Annotated in this window: 18 protein-coding genes and 5 pseudogenes; 18 read left to right on the top strand and 5 right to left on the bottom strand. The window is 39.2% G+C overall.

Annotated features, from left to right (window positions below):
* Positions 1 to 41 precede the first annotated feature (41 nt).
* Both BN1356_RS04440 and BN1356_RS04435 read left to right on the top strand, forming a co-directional pair.
* Positions 42 to 1,415 carry an NAD-dependent succinate-semialdehyde dehydrogenase gene (locus BN1356_RS04440; RefSeq protein ID WP_093650203.1) on the top strand — a complete coding sequence of 458 codons (1,374 nt, stop codon included), beginning with the start codon at positions 42 to 44 and terminating at the stop codon, positions 1,413 to 1,415.
* A 168-nt stretch (positions 1,416 to 1,583) separates the two neighbouring features.
* Positions 1,584 to 2,423: a Cof-type HAD-IIB family hydrolase gene (locus BN1356_RS04435; protein WP_093650202.1), complete on the top strand. Its 840-nt coding sequence runs from the start codon at positions 1,584 to 1,586 to the stop codon at positions 2,421 to 2,423.
* A gap of 35 nt (positions 2,424 to 2,458) precedes the next feature.
* Here the strand turns inward: BN1356_RS04435 and BN1356_RS04430 are convergent, their stop codons facing one another.
* The gene (locus BN1356_RS04430; protein ID WP_176694213.1) at positions 2,459 to 3,715 is read right to left on the bottom strand and encodes an ISL3 family transposase; all 1,257 of its coding nucleotides are present in this window, start codon (positions 3,713 to 3,715) and stop codon (positions 2,459 to 2,461) included.
* A 181-nt stretch (positions 3,716 to 3,896) separates the two neighbouring features.
* Between BN1356_RS04430 and uvrC the strand changes: the two genes are divergently transcribed.
* The 5 genes from uvrC to BN1356_RS04405 all read left to right on the top strand — a co-directional run bounded on the left by uvrC (position 3,897) and on the right by BN1356_RS04405 (position 9,851).
* Positions 3,897 to 5,681: an excinuclease ABC subunit UvrC gene (gene uvrC, locus BN1356_RS04425; RefSeq protein ID WP_093650201.1), complete on the top strand. Its 1,785-nt coding sequence runs from the start codon at positions 3,897 to 3,899 to the stop codon at positions 5,679 to 5,681.
* Between the two features lie 220 nt (positions 5,682 to 5,901).
* A complete protein-coding gene (locus BN1356_RS04420) occupies positions 5,902 to 6,027 on the top strand; it encodes a DUF4044 domain-containing protein (protein WP_093650200.1) in 126 nt (41 codons plus the stop codon).
* 98 nt (positions 6,028 to 6,125) lie between these two features.
* The gene (gene obgE / locus BN1356_RS04415) at positions 6,126 to 7,442 is read left to right on the top strand and encodes a GTPase ObgE (RefSeq protein ID WP_093650199.1); all 1,317 of its coding nucleotides are present in this window, start codon (positions 6,126 to 6,128) and stop codon (positions 7,440 to 7,442) included.
* A 646-nt stretch (positions 7,443 to 8,088) separates the two neighbouring features.
* Positions 8,089 to 8,256: a hypothetical protein gene (locus BN1356_RS04410; protein ID WP_093650198.1), complete on the top strand. Its 168-nt coding sequence runs from the start codon at positions 8,089 to 8,091 to the stop codon at positions 8,254 to 8,256.
* Between the two features lie 164 nt (positions 8,257 to 8,420).
* Positions 8,421 to 9,851 carry a glycoside hydrolase family 1 protein gene (locus BN1356_RS04405; RefSeq protein WP_093650197.1) on the top strand — a complete coding sequence of 477 codons (1,431 nt, stop codon included), beginning with the start codon at positions 8,421 to 8,423 and terminating at the stop codon, positions 9,849 to 9,851.
* 282 nt (positions 9,852 to 10,133) lie between these two features.
* Here BN1356_RS04405 and BN1356_RS04400 read toward each other — a convergent pair whose 3' ends face one another.
* Both BN1356_RS04400 and BN1356_RS12590 read right to left on the bottom strand, forming a co-directional pair.
* Positions 10,134 to 11,651 (bottom strand): ATP-binding cassette domain-containing protein, encoded by a 1,518-nt coding sequence (locus tag BN1356_RS04400; RefSeq protein ID WP_093650196.1) that lies wholly within the window; start codon positions 11,649 to 11,651, stop codon positions 10,134 to 10,136.
* Positions 11,652 to 11,670: 19 nt separating this feature from the next.
* Positions 11,671 to 11,817 (bottom strand): hypothetical protein, encoded by a 147-nt coding sequence (locus BN1356_RS12590; RefSeq protein ID WP_176694224.1) that lies wholly within the window; start codon positions 11,815 to 11,817, stop codon positions 11,671 to 11,673.
* Positions 11,818 to 12,808: 991 nt separating this feature from the next.
* Here BN1356_RS12590 and BN1356_RS04395 point away from each other — a divergent pair.
* Positions 12,809 to 14,301: pseudogene (locus BN1356_RS04395) on the top strand (IS1182 family transposase).
* On the opposite strand, the gene BN1356_RS04390 reads toward BN1356_RS04395, so the two are convergent.
* Complete coding sequence (locus tag BN1356_RS04390) at positions 14,278 to 15,018, bottom strand: amino acid ABC transporter ATP-binding protein (RefSeq protein ID WP_093650195.1); 741 nt, start codon at positions 15,016 to 15,018, stop codon at positions 14,278 to 14,280. The pseudogene BN1356_RS04395 and the gene BN1356_RS04390 sit on opposite strands and share 24 nt — an antisense overlap.
* Positions 15,018 to 17,222, bottom strand: coding sequence for an ABC transporter substrate-binding protein/permease (locus tag BN1356_RS04385; RefSeq protein ID WP_093650194.1), 2,205 nt, complete (start codon positions 17,220 to 17,222; stop codon positions 15,018 to 15,020). Before BN1356_RS04385 ends, BN1356_RS04390 begins: the two co-directional genes overlap by 1 nt.
* A gap of 172 nt (positions 17,223 to 17,394) precedes the next feature.
* Here BN1356_RS04385 and BN1356_RS04380 point away from each other — a divergent pair, with 172 nt between their 5' ends.
* From BN1356_RS04380 to BN1356_RS04335, 10 genes and pseudogenes are all read left to right on the top strand, one after another.
* Positions 17,395 to 18,309: a CPBP family intramembrane glutamic endopeptidase gene (locus BN1356_RS04380; protein ID WP_093650193.1), complete on the top strand. Its 915-nt coding sequence runs from the start codon at positions 17,395 to 17,397 to the stop codon at positions 18,307 to 18,309.
* A gap of 167 nt (positions 18,310 to 18,476) precedes the next feature.
* The gene (uvrB, locus tag BN1356_RS04375; protein ID WP_093650508.1) at positions 18,477 to 20,468 is read left to right on the top strand and encodes an excinuclease ABC subunit UvrB; all 1,992 of its coding nucleotides are present in this window, start codon (positions 18,477 to 18,479) and stop codon (positions 20,466 to 20,468) included.
* Positions 20,469 to 20,505: 37 nt separating this feature from the next.
* Positions 20,506 to 20,631: pseudogene (locus BN1356_RS04370) on the top strand (8-oxo-dGTP diphosphatase); the annotation flags it as partial.
* Between the two features lie 421 nt (positions 20,632 to 21,052).
* Positions 21,053 to 21,640 carry a type IV toxin-antitoxin system AbiEi family antitoxin domain-containing protein gene (locus BN1356_RS04365; RefSeq protein WP_176694223.1) on the top strand — a complete coding sequence of 196 codons (588 nt, stop codon included), beginning with the start codon at positions 21,053 to 21,055 and terminating at the stop codon, positions 21,638 to 21,640.
* 154 nt (positions 21,641 to 21,794) lie between these two features.
* A pseudogene (locus BN1356_RS13005) lies at positions 21,795 to 22,465 on the top strand (nucleotidyl transferase AbiEii/AbiGii toxin family protein).
* A 767-nt stretch (positions 22,466 to 23,232) separates the two neighbouring features.
* Entirely contained in the window at positions 23,233 to 24,225 is a 993-nt protein-coding gene (locus BN1356_RS04355; protein WP_093650190.1) for a hypothetical protein, read from the top strand.
* Positions 24,226 to 24,227: 2 nt separating this feature from the next.
* Positions 24,228 to 24,692: pseudogene (locus BN1356_RS12855) on the top strand (hypothetical protein); the annotation flags it as partial.
* A 421-nt stretch (positions 24,693 to 25,113) separates the two neighbouring features.
* Positions 25,114 to 25,239 (top strand): annotated as a pseudogene (locus BN1356_RS04345) (8-oxo-dGTP diphosphatase); the annotation flags it as partial.
* Between the two features lie 366 nt (positions 25,240 to 25,605).
* Positions 25,606 to 26,241, top strand: coding sequence for a hypothetical protein (locus BN1356_RS04340; RefSeq protein ID WP_093650187.1), 636 nt, complete (start codon positions 25,606 to 25,608; stop codon positions 26,239 to 26,241).
* 162 nt (positions 26,242 to 26,403) lie between these two features.
* Positions 26,404 to 26,868, top strand: a complete 465-nt coding sequence (locus BN1356_RS04335; RefSeq protein WP_093650186.1) for an 8-oxo-dGTP diphosphatase — start codon at positions 26,404 to 26,406, stop codon at positions 26,866 to 26,868.
* Positions 26,869 to 26,993: the final 125 nt, after the last annotated feature.

Here is a 26,993-nt window from a genome sequence, read left to right as displayed (position 1 = left end):
ATTTGTTGAGAAGCTCCATTCCATATAGAAGGAGGGACCTAATGGCCTATCAAACGATCTACCCTTTCACAAACGAAGTCTTAAAGACTTATGATAATGCAACAGATTCAGATCTAGAAACTGCATTGGACAAGGCTCACCTGTTGTACAAAAAATGGCGCGTGGAAAATGACTTGCAAGAACGGAAAATTATTTTACACAAAGTTGCCGAACTTCTCCGTCGCGATGCTGACAAATATGCTGAAATCATGACCAAGGATATGGGGAAACTTTTTTCCGAAGCTAAGGGTGAAGTAGAACTCTGTGCCGAGATTGCAGATTACTTTGCGGATAAGGCAGAAGAGTTTTTGCAGCCTCAGTCTTTTGAACCGATTCATGGGGAAGCCTATTGCATCAAACAAGCAGTTGGTGTTATCTTCATGGTGGAGCCTGGGAACTTCCCATTCTATCAAATTATGAGGGTTTTTGCACCCAACTTTATGATTGGCAACCCAACTGTTTTGAAACATGCTTCCATCTGTCCTGGTTCTGCCCAAGCCTTTGAAGATCTAGTATCTGAAGCTGGTGCAGAAATAGGTTCCTTCAAGAATCTCTTCCTCACTTATGACCAGGTCAGCAAAGCTATCGCGGATCCAAGAGTTCAAGGTGTAGCTTTAACTGGATCAGAACGTGGTGGAGCCTCTGTTGCTGCGGAAGCCGGTGCCAATATCAAGAAATCAGCTCTAGAGCTAGGTGGCAACGATGCCTTTCTCATCTTGGAAGATGCTGATTTTGAACTCCTAGAAAAGACCATCCTCTTTGCTCGTCTCTTTAATGCTGGCCAGGTTTGTACCTCATCTAAACGTTTCATTGTTGTCGGCCAAGAAAACTATAAGAAGTTTGTCAATATGGTGGTAGAGAAGTTCAAGACGGTCAAATGGGGCGATCCAATGAATTCAGAAACTACGCTTGCACCCCTATCATCTGCAGAAGCTAAGCGCGATGTTCTTTCTCAAATTAAATTAGCTTTGGATAATGGAGCGACAGCAGTTTATGGAAATGAATCCATTGACCATCCTGGCAACTTTGTTCATCCAACTGTTTTGACCAATATTACTAAAGAAAATCCAATCTACAATACGGAAATCTTCGGCCCAGTCGCATCCATCTACAAGGTTGATTCTGAAGAAGAAGCTGTTGCCCTTGCCAATGATTCCAGCTATGGTTTGGGCGGTACAGTCTTTAGTAAGGATGTGGATCATGCCAAAGAAGTAGCAGCTAAGATTGAAACAGGCATGAGTTTTATCAATTCTGGATGGACATCTCATCCTGAAGTTCCTTTTGGTGGAATTAAAAATTCTGGCTATGGAAGGGAACTCAGACAATTAGGCTTTAATGCCTTTATCAATGAGCACTTGATTTTTAGCCCCCACTAAAAATGTCCTTGATTAAAAACACAAGCTGCCTAGAATCTAGTGCAGCTTTTTTCTAAATATATACTATCCTCTGATATAGTAACTCTATCCAACCGATTTGCTGTCTCCATCTTGACAGAGCTAGGAAAAAGAAATAAACTCGAATTAGGATTGAAAAGGAGACAAATTATGACAATTAAAGTCCTTGCAACAGATATGGATGGCACTTTACTTACTTCTAATATGGACTACGATAGAGAGCGTTTTGAACGGCTTTTCCAAGTCATGCAAGAGAAAGGCATTCGCTTTGTAGCCATCAGTGGCAATCAATACTATCAAATTAAATCCTTTTTTCCGAACTTGCAGGATAAGATAACCATTGTCGGGGAAAACGGAGCTTATATTGTTGAAAATGGAATCTTTCTCAAGAGCTATCGCCTTCCAAATGAAATCGTTCGAACTGTTTTGGATTATTTGAGAGAACATGACATGGATGATGAGTTGGTCCTTTGCGGGGAAGCATCTGCCTATATCCTCAAATCTGCCAAGCCAGAAGCCAAAGACTATTTTGCCCTTTACTACCATAACTTGATAGAGGTCGATGCTTTCGAGTTTTTGCCAGCTGACCATTTCATGAAATTTTCTTTCAATACACCTGAAGAAGTAACCATGGACATTATTGCTCATCTGAATGACCTATTAGGTGACCAAGTTCAGGCGGTAAGCAGTGGTCATGACAATATCGATGTCATCGCCAAGGGCATTCATAAGGGAGCTGCAATGACTTATCTTTTGGATTACTGGGGAATTAGCTCAAACCAGTTAGCCGCCTTTGGTGATGGTGGCAATGATCTGGAAATGATAGAATTAGCCAAGTATTCCTATGCCATGGAAAATGGCAGTCAAGCTGCAAAAGATGCTGCTAAGTTCATAGCCCCATCCAATGATGTTAGCGGTGTTATGGAGATTATTGAAAAGCTCTTAAAGGATAATAAACTCAAGGAAATGATTTCTGAAATCAGAAATTAGCGGCTCTTTGTCAACTGTAGTGGGTTGCTGAAAAGTCATAACCTGGAGAGGACCAACTTGGTTCTCTTCTTTTTGATGTTCAAAGCGATGAGAATTCTTAATTTAAAGTTGTCAAAGTTCCGGAAACCAAAGGCATTACGCTTAATGACTTTGATGAGGTTGTTAGTAGCGTCTAGTTTGGCGTTTGAATAGGGGAGTTCTAATGCGTTAATGATCTTGTCCTTATCCTTCAAAAAGGTTTTAAAAATAGTTTGAAAGATGGGATTTACGCTGGGAAGCAGCTCCTCAATGAGGTCAAAGAAATGTTCAGCTTGCTTCTTTTGAAAATGAAAAAGCAATAGTTGGTAAAGTTCATAGTGTTCTCGAAGTTCCTGCGAGTAAGAAAGTAGTTTTTTAAGAATCTCTTTGTTGGTTAAATGCATCCGAAAAGTAGGGCGATAAAAGCGTTTATCGCTGAGTTTACGGCTATCCTGTTGAATGAGTTTCCAGTAGCTTTTTAGCGCCTTGTATTCATGAGATTTTCTGTCAAACTGCTTCATGATTTGGATGCGCAGATGGTTCATGGCCCGACTCATATGTTGGACGATATGAAAGCGATCGAGGACAATTTTAGCGTTTGGAAATAATTTTTTAGCGATATCGTAGTAAGGACTAAACATGTCCATAGTGATGACTTTGACTCGGTTTCTCACCTGTCTGGAATAGCGGAGGAAGTGATTGCGAATGGTCGTTTGTGTTCGTCCATCTAGAATAGCTAAGATAGTAAGCGAGTCAAAATCTTGTGCGATGAAGCTCATTTTGCCCTTCTTGAAACTATATTCATCCCAGCTCATGTGAGCTGGGAGCCAAGTTAGGTCAGTCTTGAATTGGAACTCCTTGAGTTTGCGAATGACTGTTGAAGTGGATACGGCCAAGCATTCAGCGATGTCTGTCATAGAAGCTTTCTCAATCAGCTTTTGAGCAATCTTATGGTTAACAATAGCTGGTATTTGATGATTCTTCTTGACCAGAGAAGTTTCTGCGACAGCTATTTTTCCGCAATCCTGACAACGAAAACGACGTTTCCTTAAACGAATTAAGGTCTTATATCCAGCACATTCCAGATAGGGGATTTTAGATTCTTTTTGGAGGTCATATTTAGCCATCTGACCATGACAGTTGTGGCATTTAGGAGCCGGATAGTCAAGTTTAGCGATGACTTCTTTATGAGTTCCAGCGTCCACATAATCTGAAATGGTGATATTAGGGTCTTTTATTCCAAGTAAGTTTGTGATAAAATCAAATTGTTCCATATGAGTCTTTCTAAAATGATGGTTTTGTCGCTTTTCATTATAGGTCATATGGGACTTTTTGTATACACTCAAAAAGGCTCCATAACCTCCATAGTGGTCTTACCCACTACAGAAATTATAGAGCCAAATTAGCTAGCACGACGCTAGCTTTTTTTAACTCATATTATGGTACAATAAGACTATGAATACCACGATTAAACACAAACTGGAACTCTTACCAGATAGTCCTGGATGTTATATCCACAAGGACAAAAACGGCACCATCATCTATGTTGGTAAGGCCAAAAATCTCAAGAATCGGGTGCGCTCTTATTTCCATGGTAGTCATGATACTAAGACTGAACTTTTGGTCTCTGAGATTGAAGATTTTGAGTTTATTGTTACAGGGTCTGATACCGAGGCCCTGCTTTTGGAGATTAATCTCATCCAAGAGAACAAACCTAAGTACAATATCAAACTTAAGGACGATAAATCCTATCCCTACATCAAAATTACCGACGAGCTCTACCCTCGCCTCCTCATTACCCGCCAAATTAAGAAAAAAGATGGTATTTATTTTGGCCCCTATCCAGATTCAAGAGCTGCGACAGAGATTAAGCGCCTATTAGATAGACTCTTTCCCTTTAAAAAATGTACTAATCCGGCTAACAAAGTTTGTTTTTACTATCATTTAGGACAGTGCAATGCCCACACCATTTGCCAAACAGATAAAGCCTACTGGAAAGGATTGACTGAGGATGTAAAACATTTCCTCAATGGCAAGGATAATAAAATCGTCAATCAATTGAAGGACAAAATGACCAAGGCTTCGGAAATAATGGAATTTGAACGAGCAGCTGAGTACCGCGATTTGATTCAAGCTATCGGACTCTTGCGGACCAAGCAACGTATCATGAACCAGGATCTCATGGATCGTGATATTTTTGGTTACTATGTCGAAAAAGGCTGGATATGTGTCCAGGTTTTCTTCGTTCGACAAGGGAAGCTCATCCAAAGAGATGTCAATACCTTCCCTTATTACAATGAGGCTGAGGAAGACTTTTTAACTTATATCGGTCAATTTTACCGTGATAGCCAACATTTTCTGCCCAAGGAAATCTTTATCCCCCAGGATATTGACCAAGAATTGGTGTCGGCTCTCGTTTCAGCAAAAGTTATCAAACCGCAGCGAGGGGAGAAGAAGCAACTAGTTAATCTAGCTACGAAAAACGCTCGTGTTAGTCTGCAACAGAAGTTCGATTTGTTGGAAAAAGATATAAAGAAAACCCATGGTGCTGTCGAAAATCTAGGTGATTTACTCAATATTCCTAAGCCAAGTCGGATCGAGGCATTTGATAATTCCAATATTCAGGGAACCAGTCCAGTATCTGCTATGGTGGTCTTTGTAGATGGCAAGCCTAGCAAAAAAGACTACCGCAAATTCAAAATCAAAACAGTTGTGGGGCCAGATGATTATGCCAGCATGCGTGAGGTCATTTACCGCAGATATAGCCGTGTGCTAAAGGATGGTTTGACACCACCAGACCTCATCATTATTGATGGTGGACAAGGTCAGGTCAAGGTGGCGCGTGATGTGATTGTGAACAAACTAGGTCTAGATATACCCATTGCTGGACTCCAGAAAAATGACAAACACCAAACCCACGAATTGCTCTTTGGTGATCCTTTGGAAGTAGTGGAGTTACCACGAAATTCAGAAGAATTCTTCCTTCTTCATCGCATCCAAGATGAAGTGCATCGCTTTGCTATTACCTTCCACCGTCAGTTGCGTTCCAAAAACTCATTTAGCTCCAAGTTGGATAGCATTGCTGGTTTAGGACCAAAACGCAAACAAGCCCTTATGAAACACTTCAAAAACCTAAACAATATCCAAAATGCAGCCATTGATGATATCATCAACTGTGGCATTCCACGAAATATAGCAGAAAGCATCAAAGAAAACTTGATGACAAGGGATGAGAATTGAATTCTCCTTTCATTCATGTTAAAATAAATGGAATATAATATTATAATTGAATTCGGCTACTACACGTTGCAAAAAGATAGGCAGCTGTTTCAGCTTTAGCTGGTTACAGATGTGGACGCCTTTAGGTATAAAATTTTCTTAAATGCTCAGCATTTTGTCAGCTTTCTTATTTGGCTACGTGTGGTTAAATGCCTTACTATTTTAAATAAAGGAGTGCCTCATGGCTTTCGGACAAGAAAAAACAAAAAAAACAACATTTGAAAAAATTACTTTGGTCATCATTCTCTTGATGGTTATTGCAACAATTGCTGGCCTTTTAGTTCCAGCCATTAGTGCCCTAGTATAAGAACGCTATTAAGCGTTTTTTTCAGGTAAAGAAAGGAAGGACTATATTTCTCTGTCTACTGAATGGGAAACAGCTGAAAAGTCCAAAATTACAATATTATGAGTATGTTTTTAGATACAGCTAGGATTACTGTTCGAGCTGGTAAGGGTGGCGATGGCATGGTAGCTTTTCGCCGTGAAAAGTATGTTCCAAATGGTGGACCATGGGGCGGTGATGGCGGCAAGGGCGGCTCTGTTGTTTTCCGTGTCGATGAAGGGCTACGGACCCTCATGGATTTCCGATACAATCGTAAATTCCGTGCTAAAGATGGTGAAAAAGGCATGTCCAAAGGCATGCACGGTCGTGGGTCAGAAGATTTGATTGTGCGGGTACCGCAAGGGACAACCGTTCGGGATAGTGAAACCGGAAAAATTATTACGGATCTAGTTGAAAATGGACAAGAGTTTGTCATTGCTCGCGGGGGCCGTGGCGGCCGTGGCAACATTCGTTTTGCCACACCACGTAACCCAGCTCCGGAAATTTCTGAAAATGGTGAGCCAGGTGAGGAGCGTCAGTTGGAATTGGAATTGAAAGTTCTCGCTGATGTGGGCTTAGTTGGCTTCCCATCTGTTGGAAAATCAACTCTGCTTAGTGTGATCACCTCAGCAAAACCAAAAATCGGTGCCTATCATTTCACCACCATTGTGCCAAATTTAGGGATGGTCCGGACCAAGTCTGGCGAATCTTTCGCAGTAGCGGATCTGCCGGGTCTGATCGAAGGGGCTAGTCAAGGTATTGGCTTGGGGACACAGTTCCTCCGCCACATCGAGCGGACTCGTGTTATCCTTCATGTGATTGATATGTCTGCCTCAGAGGGACGAGATCCCTATGAAGATTACCTTTCCATAAACAATGAACTGGAAACCTATAACCTCCGACTTTTAGAGCGTCCGCAGATTATTGTTGCCAATAAAATGGATATGCCAGAAGCCAAAGAGAACTTGGAAGAATTCAAGAAAAAATTGGCTGCTAGTTATGACGAATTTGATGAGTTGCCAATGATTTTCCCAATTTCATCCCTAGCTCACCAAGGTCTGGAAAATCTTCTAGAAGCAACTGCTGAACTCTTGGATAAAACGCCAGAATTCTTACTTTATGATGAAACTGAGTTTCAGGATGATGATGAAGCCTACTATGGTTTCCAAGACGACCAATCACCCTTTGAAATCACTCGTGACGATGATGCAACTTGGGTCTTGTATGGTGAACAATTGGAGCGTCTCTTTATGATGACTAACATGGACCGCGATGAGTCAGTTATGAAGTTTGCCCGCCAATTACGTGGTCTAGGTGTTGATGAAGCCCTCCGTGCCCGCGGTGCCAAAGACGGAGATATTGTCCGCATCGGAAGCTTCGAGTTTGAGTTTGTGGATTAAATTAAGATACAGAGCCGCTCAAACACGTTATTAGAGTGTTTGAGGCTGGCAACTTGAAATCGAGGCTTGCCAGCTTGTTCAAAGGTAATCAATGATTACCTTCAATAAACCAGCGACACAAAGCAAAATAGGAAAGCTGACAAAGATAACAAATTATCTAGGAAGTCTTTATCTTTTTGCACTGTGTCGCAGGCGAGTTCAATTGGAAATTGTCCAGTGGACAATTTCTGCCAGAGCTTAGCAACAAAAAAGGCGATGGAGTCCGGGGGAGTGAAACAGTCTGGAGATAGACTGTTTCAGCCGTCGTTTAAAAATACAAGAACGACGTAAAGAACCCGAGCCTGAAACTATAAGAGCGAGGCAAAGATACAGAGCTTTAAAGCGACACAAAGCAGTTTGAAAGCCTGTGCTTAGACTTTCAAAGTCACGATCACTAAAACAAAAAGTTAGTGAGAAAAACTGACGAGTCAAAAAGTCTGGATAGTTTTTAAGACAACTTGTCTAAAAGCAATAATAGGCAGAATGTCAATCTAGTACTTTTTAGTTAAAGAATCTACACCAATAATTCAACTAAAGCTGAAATGATTACCTATTTTTTACTGTATTATCATAGGTGATTTCAATTACAAACTTAAGGAGAACTGTTATGGGAGATAAACCGATATCCTTTAAGGACAAAGATGGTAATTTTGTTTCGGCAGCCGATGTATGGAATGCCGAAAAACTAGAAGAACTCTTTACTAAACTAAATCCCAATCGCAAGTTGCGCTTGGAACGGGAGAAGTTGGCTAAGGAGAGCCAAAAAAATAATTAGAAATTATGGTCTGAAACTCCGGTTTCAGATTTTTTTGTTGGCAAGTTGATTATTTAAAAATATAGTTTTTTTATCCAAAAATATATACTTTTTGATATACTAGATATATCAAAGTGTAGGCGGTTATCTATCGCTGAGCTAGTTTTAGCTCTAGAAAGGTTTTTATGAAAAATATTGTCTCTAATCTTTCCCAAGATTTCTTGTGGGGTTCAGCCTCTGCAGCCTATCAAGTAGAAGGAGCTTGGAATGAAGATGGTAAGTCTCCTTCAGTATGGGATAACTATGTTCGCATTCCAGGAACAACTTTTAAAGGAACGACAGGCGATATCGCTGTTGACCATTACCATCGCTATAAAGAAGATGTTGCCCTTATGGCTGAAATGGGACTAAAAGCCTATCGTTTCTCAATTGCCTGGACCCGTATCCTGCCTGAAGGTCGTGGTAAAGTTAATCAAGCAGGGGTTCAGTTCTATTCTGACTTGATTGATGAACTCTTAAAATATGGTATTGAACCCTTAATTACGCTTTATCACTGGGATTTGCCACAATGTCTCATGGATGAGTACGGCGGATGGGAATCTCGCAAAATTATCGATGATTTCAATGAATATGCCAGTGTTCTCTTTGAAAACTACGGTGATAGAGTGAAGTATTGGGTTAGTCTTAATGAACAAAATATCTTTGTTAGTTTAGGATACCAATTGGCTCTCCATCCACCAGGTGTTAGCAATGATGAAAGGATGTATCAAGTTAATCACATTGTAAATCTGGCCAATGCCAAAGTTATCAATACTTTCCATGATATGCTGCCACAAGGTAAAATTGGTCCAAGTTTTGCTTATGGTCCAACATACTCGAAAGATTCTGATCCTATCAATGTTTTGGCAGCAGAAAAAGCAGAAGATTTACAATCTCATTTCTGGTTAGATGTTTATCTCTATGGCCGCTATCCCAAATTGGCTCTTGCTGAGTTGGCAAAACAGGACATTCACTTAGATATTCGCCATGGTGATATGGAACTCTTAAAATCAGCCAAACCTGATTTCTTGGGTATCAACTATTACCAAAGTGGGACGGTTGCCTATAATCCGCTTGACGGAGTTGGACGAGGAGAAATGAATACCACCGGTAAGAAAGGTTCTTCTGGAGAATCAGGTATTCCTGGCCTTTACAAACGCATCACCAATCCATTTGTGGAACGAACCAATTGGGATTGGGAAATTGATCCAACTGGCTTGTCCATCGCTTTGACACGCTTAACTAGTCGCTATGATATTCCAATCCTCATTACTGAAAATGGACTTGGCGAGTATGATAAGTTGACAGAAGACGGAAAAGTTCATGACCAGTATCGGATTGATTATTTGGAAACACATGTAGCAGCTATCAATCAAGCAGTTGAAAATGGGGCTACTGTCTTAGGTTATTGTACCTGGTCTTTCACTGATCTTTTGTCTTGGTTGAATGGCTATCAAAAACGATACGGCTTCGTTTATGTGGATAAGCATGAAGTAGACGAAGGAAGTTTGGCACGGATTAAGAAAGATTCATACTTCTGGTATCAAGATATCATTAAAGAACATTCAGAACTTTAAGTATCGAGAAACTAAGAAAGATTCATTTTCAGTCAATTTTTTTCAAAATTATAGTTTAAAAAGGCTTAGAAATCAATCTTTAATGATATGATTCTAAGCCTTTTACTCTACCTAGTCTCTTTTTGAGGTAAATAGGTCAAAATATTAGGATAAATTTAATTCTTCTTCACTCAGCTACTTTTATCACTTGTCATTTCCTGCCTCTTTTCAAATTCAGTGTAAAAAGTCTATAAAATATGCTTTTTCCCAGTTCCAGCCCCAATGTTTGTTCTTTTAGCAGCATTACTTGGCTTTATCTTCTAAAAGAGAAAGATGCTGGCTATCTAATTGATAAATCTTTGTACAAACCTCATTAATAAAGTGACGGTCATGGGAAACGCTGATAATAGTACCCGGATAGTCCACCACCAGTTGGCGGATAAGTGGTTGACTCGTTGGAGAGAAGTGGCGCGTTGGTTCATCTAGAATTAAAACATTATTGCTTTCTAAGACCATGCGAGCTAGGAATAATTTGGCTTTTTGACCACCGGATAAATTCTGAACGTTATGTTGCACTTCCTGACGGGTAAACTGGAGACTGGCTAAAAGAGACCTTGCTTTCTCTTCACTGGCTCTTTGAGTAAGAAAAGAAAGTGCGGTATCCTTTGGGTCGAATTCCTCCTCATACTCTTGTGGCATATATCCGACAGATAGACTCTCTCTGGAACGTAGAATTTCCAAAATTTCTCTTAGTAATCTGGATTTTCCAATGCCATTCTTTCCGGTAATAACGAGTTTATCTTGCCCCCTTATCTGTAAGTGGATGATTTGTCCTGTATCTAAGGTTTTATCCTCTAAATTGAGGATAACTTTGCCTGCTGGCAAGGTTTGGATAGTTGAGAAGAAGAGGTGGATAGCATCCATATCTTGAGGAATTTCTGTGAAGTTCTCTCTTTCTTTCACTAGTCTCTTTTCTTGACCGAGCACGACTTTCATGCGTTTGGCTAACAACCTACCAGCAGTGCTATCGTGAGTATTGCGCAAGGTGTGTTCAACACTCTGATGAATGCGGTTGTGCTTGTCCATCTTTTTGGCATGCTCTTCTCGTTCTTTATTGGCTAGTTGGAGCTGACGCTCAAAGCGAGTCTGTCTTTCCAGTTTATAATTTTCATAGCTCCCTTGAAAAAATGTAGCACGTGGTGTGTTACGTTTTTTTAATAGCTCTAGATGTAAGATAGAAGTCGCAGCCTGTGCCAATAAATTCTCATCATGTGAGATGAAGAGCACCGTTTTCTCTGTTTTTTTGATAAATGTTTCCAACCATTGAATCGTATCCAAATCCAAGTCACTGGACGGCTCATCCAAAATCAATAGATCCGGATCCGTGGCCAATAGTTTAATAAGTTGAACCTTTAATTTTTCTCCACCAGATAGACTAGCTATGTTTTGGTTTTGATGTTCAAAGCGGTCTAAGTCCAATCCGAAGTGTTCAGCATAGCGATAGAAAAGATTAAAATTAAAGCGATCGTAGTTCAAGTCCTTGTAAAGAAAGTCAGTAACAGACATCTTGAGTTGCTTCTTTTCTAAATGCTGAGGTAAATAGCCAATCAGATGAAATTGATTGGTAATTTTACCCTCAAGATGGGCGTAACGTTCAAGTAAATTAGGATTGACAAAGGATTTAATCAAACTGGATTTACCAGTTCCCTCTTCTCCAATGATTGCCAGTTTTTGACCGGGATTGACGACCAGATTAAGGTCTTTTATTAAGTCTTGCAGATCGGTCTGATGGGTGATGGTGAGGTTTTCAATCTGTAGCATATTACCTCCTTTGTGTGTGTTATCTATTGCCTTTACTATGGCTAATGATGTTTTTACCATGTTGATTGGTATGAACTGGCTTCATAGTCTTATGGTTCGCACTAGCATGAGAATGTTTGCCTTCTGCCTGCTTTATTTGTTTTTTCAATTGATTTAGGTTTTTCATGATGGTTCCTTTCTCCTATAAATGAAAGCTTATTTTCTGCCGAGTGTTACAGTTCCAGTTTTGACTTTGGTCGGGACTGCATCAAGGTGTCGAGTTTCACCTTCGCCTTTTCAAGCTTGTCTTGCTAAGACCAGTATAGACCGTAGTTCTCCCAGATGTTCGAACTGCCTCAATGTCTCTAAACTCTGCTAGATCTTATTGACCAGCAATCGTTAAGACTGGTACAGACCGTAGTTCTCCCAGATGTTCGAACTACATCAATGTCTCTAAACTCTGCTAGGTCCTATTGACCAGCAATCGTTAAGAGACATAGAAAATCCCTACTTTATCAAGCAGGGATAGTTGAGTTACTTCAAAAAGACCGCATGCTGGTGCATGCTAGTTTGGGGAGAAGTAGAGCTCACTAAAAAACCACAACTTGATAACGTCTAGTATCTATTCTGAACTAAAACACTATACCAATAAGTGATTTCTTAGTTTTTCATGGCTCCTTACCTCCCTTTATTTTCATAAACAGTTTAGCAGTTTATGGAAGCGTTGTCAAGTGATGTTTCGTTTCTATTACTAATCATCAAGCAAGTAATTTCTTATTTATTTACTAGAAATTGAGAAGAATAAATTTATTCAATTTTTTGTATTTTTGTTTAAATCATCTCTACTAATGTGTCAGACTTTATCTACCATTCATACTGTGTGTAGTTTTTGAAATCTGATGATAAGTAGGAAATTATCTATCATTTTCATAAAGTAGAAAAAATTTTTTTAAAATAAAAATCATAAATTAGAAAGTAGTCTTTTTCAGGATGTTTTAGATGAGTTTAGTCTGGAAAGGAGCTCTGGAGATATCAATATTTCATTTTCAGATAAATAAAAAAGGAACTCAACCGAGTTCCTTTCAGACTGAAGACAAAGTCCTCGGAATTAGGTTTCTAAGGGCTTTTCTTTGTGAATAGGAGTATAATTAAAGTATCTAGTATGAGGAGGTTTGGCTATGCTTCATAAGGAAAAACCAGATTACAACCGCAATAAATATGGTTTCTATACACTTGATGACCTTGTTCCAATTGATCATTTCCTTCGTCAAGTTGATGAGGTGATTGATTTTAACTTCATTTATGAGTTGGTAGAGGACACCTACTCAACCGATAATGGTCGTCCGAGTTTAGATCCTGTCATGCTGGTTAAAATCCCTCTTATTCAGTGCCTCTATGGTATTCGGTCCATGCGTCAAACTATCAAGGAAATCGAAGTCAATATGGCTTATCGTTGGTTTCTCGGTCTTACTCTCGATGACAGGGTCCCCCACTTCACTACTTATGGGAAGAATTACAGTCGAAGATTCCAAGAAAAAGAGCTCATCTCTGAGATTTTCTCTCGAATTCTCAATCAAGCCTTAAGAGCTGGTTTGATTGACCCTTCTGAAATTTTCGTGGATGGAACTCATATCAAAGCTGCGGCGAATAATCACAAGTACACCAAGCAATTAGTGGAACAACAAGCCAAGTTTATGAGTGACCAACTGGAACTTGAGATTGATTTAGATAGGAAAAAACAGGCAAAAAAGTCGCTAAAGCCCGCAGAAAGCGAGGCTAAGGAAAAGAAAATTTCAACCACAGACCCAGAGAGCGGTTGGTTTCATAAGGGCGAACATAAGGAAGTATTTGCCTATTCTGCTCAGGTAGCTTGTGATAAGCACGGTTGGGCACTGGCTTATACAGTTGAAGCAGGCAATATTCATGATAGCCAAGCTTTCCCTACTCTATTTTCTAAAATTGAACCCTTTCAACCACACTACCTGATTGCGGATGCCGGCTATAAAACACCAAGTATTGCCAAGTTTCTTCTAGACCAAAATATTACTCCTGTTTTTCCATACACTAGACCTAGAGGAAAGAAAGGGAAACTACGACCAAAAGATTTTATCTACGATGAGTATTTCGACTGTTACCTTTGTCCAGAAAATCAAGAACTAACCTATCGAACAACAACCCGTGAGGGCTATCGTGAATACAAGAGTGATCCTAAAATTTGTGCACAATGTCCTTTACTATCTGTCTGTACAGAAAGCAGAAACCATCAGAAGGTTATAACACGTCATATATGGAAAGAGGCCCTTGAGATTTGTGAAGATATCCGACATCAAAAAGGAATGAAGGAGCTTTATCAGAAGCGTAAGGAAACGATTGAACGGCTCTTTGGAACAGCCAAAGAGTACCATAATTTGCGCTATACAAGAGAAAGAGGAAAGTCAAAAATGGAAGACAAGGTTGGACTGACTTTGGCATGTCTTAATATCAAAAAACTGGTGAAAATGATGGCTGGGAAGCCTTTTTATTTTGTCCAAATCTGTCAATTTTCACTACATTTCGCATCATTATTCCGAAAATACAAAAAAAGACAAACCTCAAAAATGAAGTTTGTCTACAATCTGAAAGGAACTCAACCGAGTTCCTTTTGCCATTAAACATTCAAGACTTTATCTAAGAAGTCAATCAAACGAGGGTGTTTTGGATTGTCGAAGATTTCTTCAGGTGTTCCGTCTTCCAAGAATTGGCCGCCATCTGTAAAGATGACACGGTTAGCTACCCTGCGAGCAAAGCCCATCTCGTGAGTTACGATCAACATGGTCATGCCTTGATCTGCCAAATCTTTCATTACGTTAAGAACATCTCCGACCATTTCAGGGTCAAGAGCTGATGTTGGTTCATCAAAGAGCATGATGTCAGGATTCATAGCCAGTGAGCGAGCGATAGCCACACGCTGTTTTTGACCACCAGACAAACTGTCAGGCATAGCATCAGCCTTATCTGACAAACCAACTTTTTCGAGCAATTCACGTGCATGTTTTTCAGCGGATTCTTTACTTTCTTTCCCTAATTCGATAGGAGCAAAAGCAATATTGTCTAAAACGGACATATGCGGGAAGAGATTGAAGTGCTGGAATACCATACCGATATTTTCACGAGCCTTATCCACATCGGTGTGTTTATCCGATAGTTCAAAACCATCTACCACAACTTTACCACTTGTAATGGTTTCAAGGAGGTTAAGCGTACGCAAGAAAGTGGATTTACCAGAACCAGAAGGACCGATGATACAGACAACATCGCCCTCATAGAACTTGGCATCAATCCCTTTTAACACTTCATTTTTTCCAAATGATTTATGCAAATCTTGAACGTCAATTTTCAATTCTGCCATTATTTAAGCCTCTTTTCTAATCGTTTGGCCAAGCGAGTCAGCAAGGTAATCATAATCAAGTAGATAACTGCCAAGATAGCGTACATACGGAAAGATTGGTAGTTACGCGCAATGATGATTTTACCAGTTTGGAAAAGTTCTACCAAACCGATAGCAGATACGATCGTAGTATCTTTCAATGAGATAACAAATTGGTTAATTAAACTTGGAAGCATGAGACGAACGGCCTGAGGTAAGATAACTTTTTGCATGGTCTTACCATAAGAGATACCCAAACTACGGCTGGCTTCCATTTGACCTGAAGGAACAGCTTCGATACCACCTCGGACAATCTCAGCGATATAAGCTCCACCATTAAGAGATAGGGCAATGGTAGCAGCGACAAAGTCATTGATTGGACTTTGGTTACCAGTGAGTGACGCAATCAAGTTAGGAATTCCCCAGAAAATGAAGGCAGCCACAATCATAAGCGGAATACCACGGACTACATCAACAAAGACAGAAGCAATCCCGCGGAGGATGCTATTTGGAGAAACACTCATCATACCAAAGATAACACCGATAACCAAAGCGATAGCAAAGGAAATTAGAGTTAAACTGAGTGTTGTTCCTAATCCAGACAGCAATTGATTATAGTTATTTGATAGAAGTCCGCCAATCGTTGATTCATCAACAGTATTAGTTTGTGTATCGGTTTCTTCAGTTTTACCAAGGTAATTTTCAACAATCTCGTCGTATTTACCAGACTCTACCAAAGCTGCCAAACCATTATTGAACATTTCAATCAACTCTGGATTAGAACCCTTGCTTACTGCGAAACCATATGCACCTGAAGGTTCTCCAGGAATTGGAGTATCAAACTCACGGCCCTGCTGGATGGCATAACGAAGAACAGCTTCATCATCCATGAGGGCATCAATGGAACCGGTATTCAAACTATCATACATGGTTGAAGCTTCGTCGAAGGCTCTGACTGTATAGCCGTATTTGCTAGCATTTTCTTCTAAGAAAGCATAAGAAGAAGTTCCATTTTTTGCACCAACGGTCTTACCTGAAAGGTCGTCATAAGAAGCATAAGAACTACCCGATTTTACAGCCAAAAGAATGTTAGAGGTATAATAAGAGTCTGAGAAATCAAAGATCTTTTTGCGGGCATCTGTAATGGACATACCTGCCATAACGGCATCGGCCTGACCTGCTTGGACAGCATTGAGTGCCGCGTCAAATCCTGGATTAGAGAGAGTGATAGTAAAACCTTGTTGCTCTGCAATTGCTTTAATCAAATCAACATCGATACCAACGTACTGGCCTGCATCATTTTGGTATTCAAATGGTGCAAAGGATGAATCCATGAAAATGTTGTAGTTAGCTTTGACGGGGCTAGCTTTGACTTTAGCATCTCCAGTGAGGGTCAAACTACTTGAAGCAGATGCAGTAGATTTTTTGGTATCATCGGCTTTTTCCTCGCCCAACCATTTTGCCATGATGGCATCGTAAGTGCCGTCTTTCTTCATTTCAGCAAGGGCTTTGTTAAAGTCTTCCACCAAGTCCTCATGCTTGCCGTCTTTTTTAACAGCAAAACCAAAACTTCCTACTGATTCACCGGCAATATGAATAGCATAATGTTTGCCTTGGTTGATAGCAAATTGGACAACTGGTTGGTCATCCATAGCTGCATCCACTGCACCAGCATCCAATGAGTTATTCATCAAATCACCAGTATCAAAGCTTTTGACAGTGTAGCCGTACTTATCCTTATTCTTTTCAAGGAATGTTTGAGAAATCGTTCCGTTTTTAACACCTACATTCTTCCCTTTTAACTCACTGTAATCCGTTATTTTTTGGTCAGCTCGAGTATAGAGGACAATCTTGGTGTCGTAATAAGGATCTGAGAATGTAAAGACCTTCTGACGAGCATCTGTGATGGTCATACCGGCCATGATAGCATCCGCTTGACCGGCTTGAACGGCATTGACAGCCGCATCGAAGCCCGGATAGTCCATGGAAAAGTCCCAATTAGCACGCTTAGCGACTTCCTCAATAAGGTCAACATCGATCCCTTTATAGACTTGATCTGAGTCCTTAAACTCAAATGGTGCATAGGCTGTATCAGATACAATGGTAATATCTGCTGCCTTAACAGTAGAATAGACAAAGAATAGTGGTAAGATTGTTGCAAGCAACATCAGTATTTTTTTCTTCATGTCAATCTCCTTCTCTAAATATGAGTAAAAGTATAGCATAAATTCTGAAAATTGGCAAATTCTTAGAACTTTCATGTTAGATTTTCTGACATACCGAGACTGATGCTTTTCTTCTTTAAATCTCTTTAAAAATTTGTTACAATAGAACCATAAAATATGAGGAGACTTTTCTATGAAAGAGGCACGGATTTTTGCCGCAGTCAGAGGTATTAATAACAAACTACTAGCCTGGCTTTACTCTTTAGCGACAATCTTTTTATTAGTTTTCTTTATCGAACTGGGTTCTTTTTTAGGCTCAACTCTCATTTGGGGTCTTCTTATGTCTTTGCCCGGACAAGTCATGCAGTTTCTTATGTTTACTCTAGACCCAATTTTTATAGATCTCTTGACCTTTATCTTTCCGGCCCTACTCCTTTTTCTTTGGGTTATAGCTGTGGAAAGACGTTCGCCAAGGGGGCTTGGTTTCTTCAAGCAGAAAGCTTGGCTCCAACTTCTAAAAGGCTGGGGGATTGGTTTTCTTTTAATTGGTGCTGTCGTTGGTTTACAAGTTGCTACATCAAGTATTCAACTATCTCAACTTGATTTTTCTGGGGCTAATATCCTTACTTTTCTGTTCATCATCCCCTTTTGGTTGCTCCAGAGTGGGACAGAAGAATTATTGACGCGTGGATGGCTTTTTCCAGTCATCTCTAAACATACCCGTTTATGGATTGGAACAAGTATCTCTAGCCTACTTTTTGCCATTCTTCACCTACAAAATCCATCGGTCAATTGGATTTCTATTCTGAATATCGGACTTTTTGGCTTGTTAGCCTGCCTTTATGTTTTGAAGACGGATAATATTTGGGGGATTTCTGCCATACATGCTGCTTGGAATTGTTTCCAAGGTAGTTTCTTTGGGCTAAAGGTTTCTGGCCTGTCCACCTCTTATGCCCCTATGAGATTTGTAAATGGAAGTGTACCAGATTTCATGTCTGGAGGCGATTTTGGACCAGAAGCTTCTATTTTTGCTTCTCTTGTCATGGGAACTTATATTTCTTATCTAGCTTGGACTTTATATAAGAAGAGAGTTGTTAATCGGAAATAACTCTCTTTTTCGTAGATAAGAGTGGCTTGTGATAAAATAGAGTGACACAAAGAAAGGAATAAGGGACGACAGATTCTTGCCAAAAAGATAAAAAGCGCCAAGATAGGAATGTCTTTGATTAGCTTACTTTTTATCTCTATATGCTATCTGCCCTTTGGATCTTAATTATGATTGATAGAAGAGAAAATAATCACTTTAAATTAATTTCAAAATATGAACCCTCTGGCGACCAGCCTCAGGCGATTGAAAAATTAGTGGACAATATAGAAGGTGGCGAAAAAGCCCAGATTCTCATGGGAGCAACTGGTACAGGAAAAACCTATACCATGAGTCAAGTCATCTCAAAAGTCAACAAGCCAACCCTAGTCATCGCTCATAACAAGACATTGGCTGGCCAGCTCTATGGCGAGTTTAAGGAATTTTTTCCTGAAAATGCGGTTGAGTATTTCGTATCTTACTATGATTATTACCAACCTGAGGCTTATGTGCCATCATCTGATACCTATATCGAGAAAGACAGTTCTGTCAACGATGAAATCGACAAACTTCGCCACTCAGCAACCTCATCCTTATTAGAGAGAAATGATGTAATCGTAGTGGCTTCAGTTTCGTGTATCTATGGTTTGGGTTCTCCAAAAGAATATGCGGATTCAGCAGTCAGCCTGCGTCCTGGACAGGAAATTTCTCGTGACCAATTATTGAATCAGTTGGTAGATATCCAGTTTGAGCGCAATGACATTGATTTTCAGCGCGGACGCTTTCGCGTGCGTGGAGATGTGTTTGAAATCTTTCCAGCCAGCCGCGATGAACATGCTTTTCGTGTAGAATTTTTCGGGGATGAAATTGATCGTATTCGCGAAATTGAAAGTCTGACGGGTCGTAATTTAGGAGAAGTCGATCATTTGGTCCTTTTTCCCGCAACTCACTTTATGACAAATGATGACCATATGGAAGCGGCTATTGCCAAAATTGTGGCAGAAATGGAAGAACAGGTCAAACTCTTTGAGTCAGAAGGGAAATTAATTGAGGCTCAACGAATCCGCCAACGAACAGAATATGATGTGGAAATGCTGCGAGAAATGGGCTACACAAACGGTGTCGAAAACTATTCTCGCCACATGGATGGCCGTTCGGAAGGGGAGCCTCCATACACACTCTTAGACTTTTTCCCAGAAGATTTTCTCATTATGATTGATGAAAGTCACATGACCATGGGACAAATCAAGGGTATGTACAACGGTGACCGCTCCCGCAAGGAGATGTTGGTCAATTACGGTTTCCGCCTGCCTTCGGCTCTGGATAATCGCCCGCTTCGCCGTGAGGAATTTGAAAGTCATGTGCATCAAATTGTCTATGTTTCCGCTACACCTGGTGATTATGAGCGTGAACAGACCGATACCGTTATCCAACAGATTATCCGTCCAACAGGACTTTTGGATCCTGAAGTAGAAGTACGTCCAACTATGGGACAAATGGATGATCTCCTTGGTGAAATCAATGCCAGAGTTGATAAGAAGGAACGTGTTTTTGTTACGACCTTAACCAAGAAGATGGCTGAAGACTTGACCGATTACTTCAAAGAGATGGGTGTCAAAGTCAAATACATGCACTCAGATATTAAGACCTTGGAGCGTACGGAGATTATACGCGATCTGCGTCTAGGTGTCTTTGATGTCCTAGTCGGAATCAACTTGTTGCGAGAAGGAATTGACGTGCCAGAAGTAAGTTTGGTAGCTATTCTAGATGCCGATAAGGAAGGGTTTCTTCGCAATGAGCGCGGACTCATTCAGACCATTGGACGTGCAGCTCGTAACTCTGAAGGGCATGTTATCATGTATGGGGACAAAGTTACTGATTCCATGCAAGGAGCCATGGATGAGACTGTCCGCCGTCGTGAAATTCAGATAGCTTATAACCAAGAACATGGCATTACACCACAGACGATCAAGAAAGAAATCCGTGACCTCATCGCCATCAGTAAATCAGCTGGAACAGATGTAGCAGAAGATACGGTTGATTACTCAGCTATGAACAAAAAAGAGCGTCAAGAGGCTATCAAAAAACTGCAAAAACAAATGCAGGAAGCCGCAGAGTTGCTTGATTTCGAACTGGCTGCTGAAATCCGCGATGTAGTCTTGGAACTCAAGGCTATGGATTAGATAAAATAAAAGTAGATTATTTTGAAAAGGAGCACTCATGCTACGTAGTCAAGAAACCATTTTAACCAACATGTGTCTGATTGAAGATGGACAAGGCAATATTGTCATGCAGATTCGAGATCACGAACGCTATGCTTGGTCGGGTGCTACCTTACCTGGAGGGGCTTGTGTCATAATAATGACAGGTGCAAATTACATAGATGTATCAAGGGATTAGAAAGTATCTCTTATAAATAAGGAGATATAATATTTTGTGTGTAGAGTTTAGATGAGTGACAAGCAATGTCCTATATTGTAATTTGGTAACAGAACTTGTAATGACAACCAAAATCCCCCTTGGAAAAGAACCAAGGGGGATTTATTGAGGAGAATATAAGGTTGAAATCCTCCAGCGCCCATTAGGGCTAACCTCGCGATTAACTTTATCTTATATTGGTCACTGGAAAAAGTCAATTATTTTTAGAGAAAATCAGGAAAGTCTCAATCGAAAATGATAGAGGAAATTAGGAAAGGTAATTATTGTTACTTTAGAGCTCATGTGTGATATAATATAAGCACATAAGTAACATTTCGAGGTGGAAATTTTGAACTACACAGAGAAAATCCTAGCATTTTTAGATAGACAAGAGTTGATACGAACTGCTGATTTAACTGAATTAGGTATTCCACGTATTTATCTCAGTAGAATGGTTGCCAAAGGACAACTGATTAAAATATCTCGAGGTTTGTATCGAAAAGCTGATAGTGTCTTGGATGAGTATTATATTTTCCAGCTCAGGTACCAAGCTACGATTTACTCTTATCTGTCAGCCCTATATCTTCATCAGCTGATAGATGTCATTCCTAAATATCTTGAGGTAACTGTTTATTCAGGATACAATGCCAATGCTTTCTCAGATAAGGTTAGGGTTCACTATATTAAGAAAGATTTGCATAAACTGGGCCAGATATGTGTTGTGACAAGCTTTGGTAATGAAGTTCTGACTTATGATAAGGAGCGTACCATATGCGACTTGATTTCTAATCGTTCAAAACTAGATGTAGAAATTTTTTCAACAGCTCTCAAAAGATATATGTCAAGTAATAGTAAAAATCTAACAAAACTCTATCGGTATGCCATAAAAATGGGGATTGAGAAGAAAGTTAGAGAAATTTTGGAAGTGCTAATTTGAATAAGAATAAATTGACAGCACTTTGCCATAAAATAGCCGTTGAGAAAGGAGTTTCCTTCAACGTAGCCATGACCTACTATTTTCTTGAAGTGATATTGGGTAAGATTGCTGCAAGTCCATATCAGAATAATTTTTTTTCAAGGGTGGATTTCTCTTGTCTAATATCATCGGATTAGAAAGTAGAACAACTTCAGATATGGATTTTGTTATTGAATACCTACCCATGGACCGAGAGGTACTTAGTGAAGCTCTGAAAGAAATTTTGATTGATGATGATATTCATTTTGAAATTGGAAAGATAAGTGAGATTAAAGACGAGGATCCATACGGGGGGATCGGATTTCGATTATCTGCCACTTGGAAAATATCAGGCAGACTGTTCCACTTGATATTGCGACTGGAGATCCGATAACGCCCAAGTCAATTTCTTATGCCTACAAGAGTATCTTCTTTGAACGTCAGTATACCATTCTTTCCTACAATGTCGAAACAATATTGGCAGAAAAGTTGGAAACCATCTATAGAAGAGGTTTTTTGAATACTAGAAGTAAAGATTTTTATGACGTTTATATTTTAGGGAAAACCAGAGGAGATTCTCTTGATTTCTCCAAGCTACAGAATGCCTGTGTCAATACCTTTGCCTACCGTGGAACTGATCTTGATATTGCTGATTTCAGGGAGTTACTTTCGGAGATGGTAGAACGACCTGAAATGAAATCTAATTGGATAAAATACCAAGAACATTACGATTACGCTAAAGAAATTTCATTTGATGAAGTCATTATAGTCTGTGATAAAGTTCTGGAAACGCTAGAAAACAGATAACAGTAATCTATTCAGATTTTTGAAATTTTCTTGCAATTCAGTTCTTGATATGTTGTTATTTATTTGTTGAATTGGGGCCTGCTTGTCAGGTCTGGGAGGGTCTGATGCATCAGTCCTCCTTTTTTGTAGAAAAAATCATATTATCGTTAGATATTTGATAGAATAGAAGCAGATTAGTTTGAAAAGGAGTCCCCATTTCCCGTCCCGAAAAGTTATCCTGACCAATATGTGTCTGATTGAAGATGGTTAGGGCAATATTGTCATACAAATCCGTGACCCTGAGCTGAGCGCTACAGGTGGTCTGGGGCGGCCTTGCCAGGTGGGGCTTGTGTCATAATAATGATAAGTGCAAATTACATGGATTTATCAAAGGGTTGGAGTTTCACTTAAATTTCTAGGAGGAGAAGGGACTATGAAGTAATTAAATTTTTCATGGAATGAGTTTTATATAAAAAATGGTTAATGGCCCAGACCTTAACAGTACAAAATTAATGTGAGAGATACATTAGAAAAGAGGAAAGAATTAGATCTCGTTTTGTTTGGTATATCCCATAGAGTATTGGCAAAATGAGCTATAGAGAATGCTTAATCATTCTTGGAGTTTATTGAATTAAAAGATAATAGATTAATAATAAATGGCCCAGAAATCGCCAATCATAACTAGATAGGACTGATTGAGAGAAAGGTCTATTTTATTTTATCAAAAAAATTGCATTTTATCATTTTGTTTGATAAAATACAAATATAATGATAATAAGGAGCTAAATATGGATATTTCAAAAATCAAGAGTGTCCTTAGTGCTTTCCATTTTGAAACACAAATACAGCCAATAATTCTAAAACTTCCGATTGTTTTTCAACGACGATATGAATTTTCAACCTTAACTGTCAAGGATTACACCTTTCTTTTGATCAAAGAAAAAAGGTCAGGGAGTTTAGATAACTTTGTCAAACAAGCTCAAGTTATTCAAAAACAGTTTGAAAAGGATGTTATTCTAGTTTTTAATCAACTATCTGACGGGCAGAAAAAGAAATTAATGCAGGTTGGGGCATCTTATCTTGACTATCAAGAAAATGCCTTTATCCCACAACTAGGATTACTATTTTCTAAATCAACTAAAAATTTTGGACTTGATAATCGGTTGTCTAATACTGAACAAAAGTTATTGATCACCTTGTTACTCCATACAAAAGGTTTCATTATTGACATGGAAAAAGTAAGCCAGTTAACCCATCTTTCTGTCCCTAGCTTATACCGTCATTTTAGAAGTTTTAAGGATCGGGAATGGCTTCATAATAAGCAGAAATCTTACCAATTTGCAAAAACTAAACGTATAATATTTGAAGAGTCCAAAGAGCTAATGGATGGACCAATCAGAGAAGTTTTGACGATAAGTGATACTGATTTTCAAAAATTAAAAGATGAGGTATCCTTCAAAACAACTCATTTTCAAGCCTTATCATACCTAGGCATGCTTGCGGATTCGGAAAATTATGGAAGCTATGCGATTTCAAAGAAAAAATATAAAAGTTTCAGCAGAAAACTTCAACAACATATCCTTCAAGGTCACAGACTTGAAATTTGGAATTATGAGCCAGTTCCATTTGACTACCAGAAAAATAAATGGCTTGAATCAACTAATGTTTCATTGGTTGATCCTATATCGCTCTATTTAACACTAAGAAATGATGAGGACCCTCGTATTGAAGAGGAAGTTGAGCAGCTAGAAGATAGGATTTTGAACTTATTAGGAGAATAAATATGCCCGCAAATATAAAACCAATTTTTCAAGAAATGTTTCATCGTTATCAAGATTACTATGTCCTAATTGGTGGAACAGCCACCTCTATCGTATTAGATGCGAAAGGATTGGAAAGTCGTACGACAAAAGATTACGATATGGTCATTATTGATGAGTTAAAAAATAAAGATTTTTATAACACATTGACTAAATTCTTGGAACTTGGAGAATATGAAGGGAGTCAAAAAGACAACAAAGCTCAACTCTTTCGTTTTACAACCAGGAAAGCTGGATTTCCAGAAATGATTGAATTGTTTAGTATTTTGCCTGAATACCCTCTGAAAAAATTTGGTCGAGAAACACCAGTTCATTTTGATGAGGATGCCAGTCTATCTGCCTTATTACTAGATGAGGAATATTATCAGTTGCTGGTGAAGGAACGGGAAGTGATAGAAGGTTATTCAGTATTAAGTAACCGAGGCTTAATTGTCTTTAAGGCAAAAGCATGGTTAGACATGACTGACCGTGTAAAAAATGGAGCGCAAGGCTTAAGCAAGAAAATTAAAAAGCACTTGAATGATGTGACTCGCCTTGCTGCTCTGCTTCATGAAGGTGAGCGATTGTCAGAGTTAGATGTCTCTGATACTGTTAAGAATGATATGACTAAATTCATTGATTTATTGACTTCAGACATTGAATCAATCCCTCAAAATTCAGATATTATGCTTACAAAAGATGAGGTTTTTGATATTTTAAAGGACTTTTTAACAAGATAAGTACTCTACTTTAAACTTAAACCGAATATACGAATAGAATCAAATATAGAATTTATTTATTCATTGGAAAATCGTATTATCGTTAGATATTTGATAGAATAGAAGCAGATTAGTTTGAAAAGGAGCACCCATGTCCCGTTCTGAAAAAGTTATCCTGACCAATATGTGTCTGATTGAAGATGGTCAGGGCAATATTGTCATACAAATCCGTGACCCCGAGCGCTATGCTTGGTCTGGGGCTGCCTTACCTGGAGGGGCTTGTGTCATAATAATGACAGGTGCAAATTACATAGATTTATCAAGGGATTAGTGGTTCTACCCAAAATTGTGAGGGAAAAACTGCTCTACTGTAGTTAGAAAGAAACTCCGAAATTCTTGACAAATAGTTAGATACCGCGTATAATAGAGGTAAATAAAAAGTAATAATTACTTGTGGGCTAGTGGATATGGTCTGCACCCGCCTGTGGGCTCTGTATACAGTTAGACTGTTTGCAGAGAAAAAGAATAACAGGACTGCCTACCCTTGAGGAATAGATAGGGCATATCTAGCGTGAGGTGAAACTCAATACGTGGAAGAGAAGGAAGCTCCTGCTTCCTTCTCTTTTTTAGGAGAAAAATTCAAATGACATATACTTTAGAATGGTTAGAAACTTTTGATGGTGAAATTGATATTGTCAACGTCAATATGTCGAGTTTAGCCAACACGATTGAGAAATATGTTTCTCAGTACAAATACACTTATAGGACAAACATGGAAGATTACCCTGAGATTATTCTTTTTGTTCCAAACTCTTCAATTCCCCACTTGTTGGGATTATCAAGAGAACATCATGTGAATTTACCGACCAATAATGCGGGGAGTATTTTTGAAGGCCTAAAAGATGATTGGACCTTAGAACGTCTTAATAAGGCGGACAATGGTTGGTTTAATGAAAATAAATACAAAATTGTAGGTACCTTGTTACTTTACCAAATGGTAAACCTGATGGAATGTAAATTTTATACTACTGACGGTATTTTGAATAGAAGAGCTGGTACACGATTTAGGCGAGATAATATCTACTTTGTGGTTTTCAAATTGAGTAATGGTGTTAGTTATACTGTTGAGTTATCACGTGAGCAAGGAAATCAATACTTCCCAAGGAGTCTGAAAATCAATGATTCCTCTATTGTGAATTGTAAGGAAATAGAACTGAAACTGATTGATAAAAAACGGATTAAGACTCCTAAAACAAGAAGGGTTGGTTGGTCGTCCTAAAAATAAATAGTGCATGATATAAAAGTAAACAATTGGTGATATCTGTATTTTGTTGATGAATTGGGGTCTGATGCGTCAGTCCTTCTTTTTTGTAGAAAAAATCGTATTATCGTCAGATATTTGATAAAATAGAAGCAGATTAGTTTAAAAAAAGGAGCACCCATGTCCCGTTCTGAAAACGTTATTCTAACCAACATGTGCCTGATTGAAGATGGTCAGGGCAATATTGTTATGCAAATCCGAGACCCTGAAATGTATGCCTGGTCTGGCGCTGCTCTACCTGGAGGCCACATCGAGGAGAAAGAGTCCTTGCATGGCTCAGTAGTTCGTGAAATTTATGAAGAGACAGGTTTGACCATTAAAAATCCTCGGCTTGTGGGAGTCAAACATTGGCATACGGGAGAGGGTATCCGCTATCTAGTCTTTTTGTATAAAACCAATGAATTTACAGGAACCATACGTTCATCTGAAGAAGGAGAAGTCCGCTGGATTGCTCGTAAGGACTTGGCAACTATGGATCTTGCCTATGATATGCTTAACCTACTCCGTATTTTTGACCAAGAAAACCTATCAGAACTCTTTTATGCAGAACGCTTAGAAGACGATTTTGTCAGAGAATTTTGGTGAGTGAAACAGTCATTGAAGTGACTGTTTCAGCTGGTCTCCTTGAAATGAGATAGAGACCATAAGTCTGGGAGACTATTTGTTCACGAGCCTTGAAAAGCAAAAATGAATTTAAATGGACTTGTGCA

Origin of the sequence: Streptococcus varani (assembly GCF_001375655.1) — a bacterium.
Taxonomy (GTDB): Bacteria; Bacillota; Bacilli; order Lactobacillales; family Streptococcaceae; genus Streptococcus; species Streptococcus varani.
Note: the sequence above shows the minus strand (reverse complement) of the source record. Positions and strands in the feature narration are given on the sequence as shown.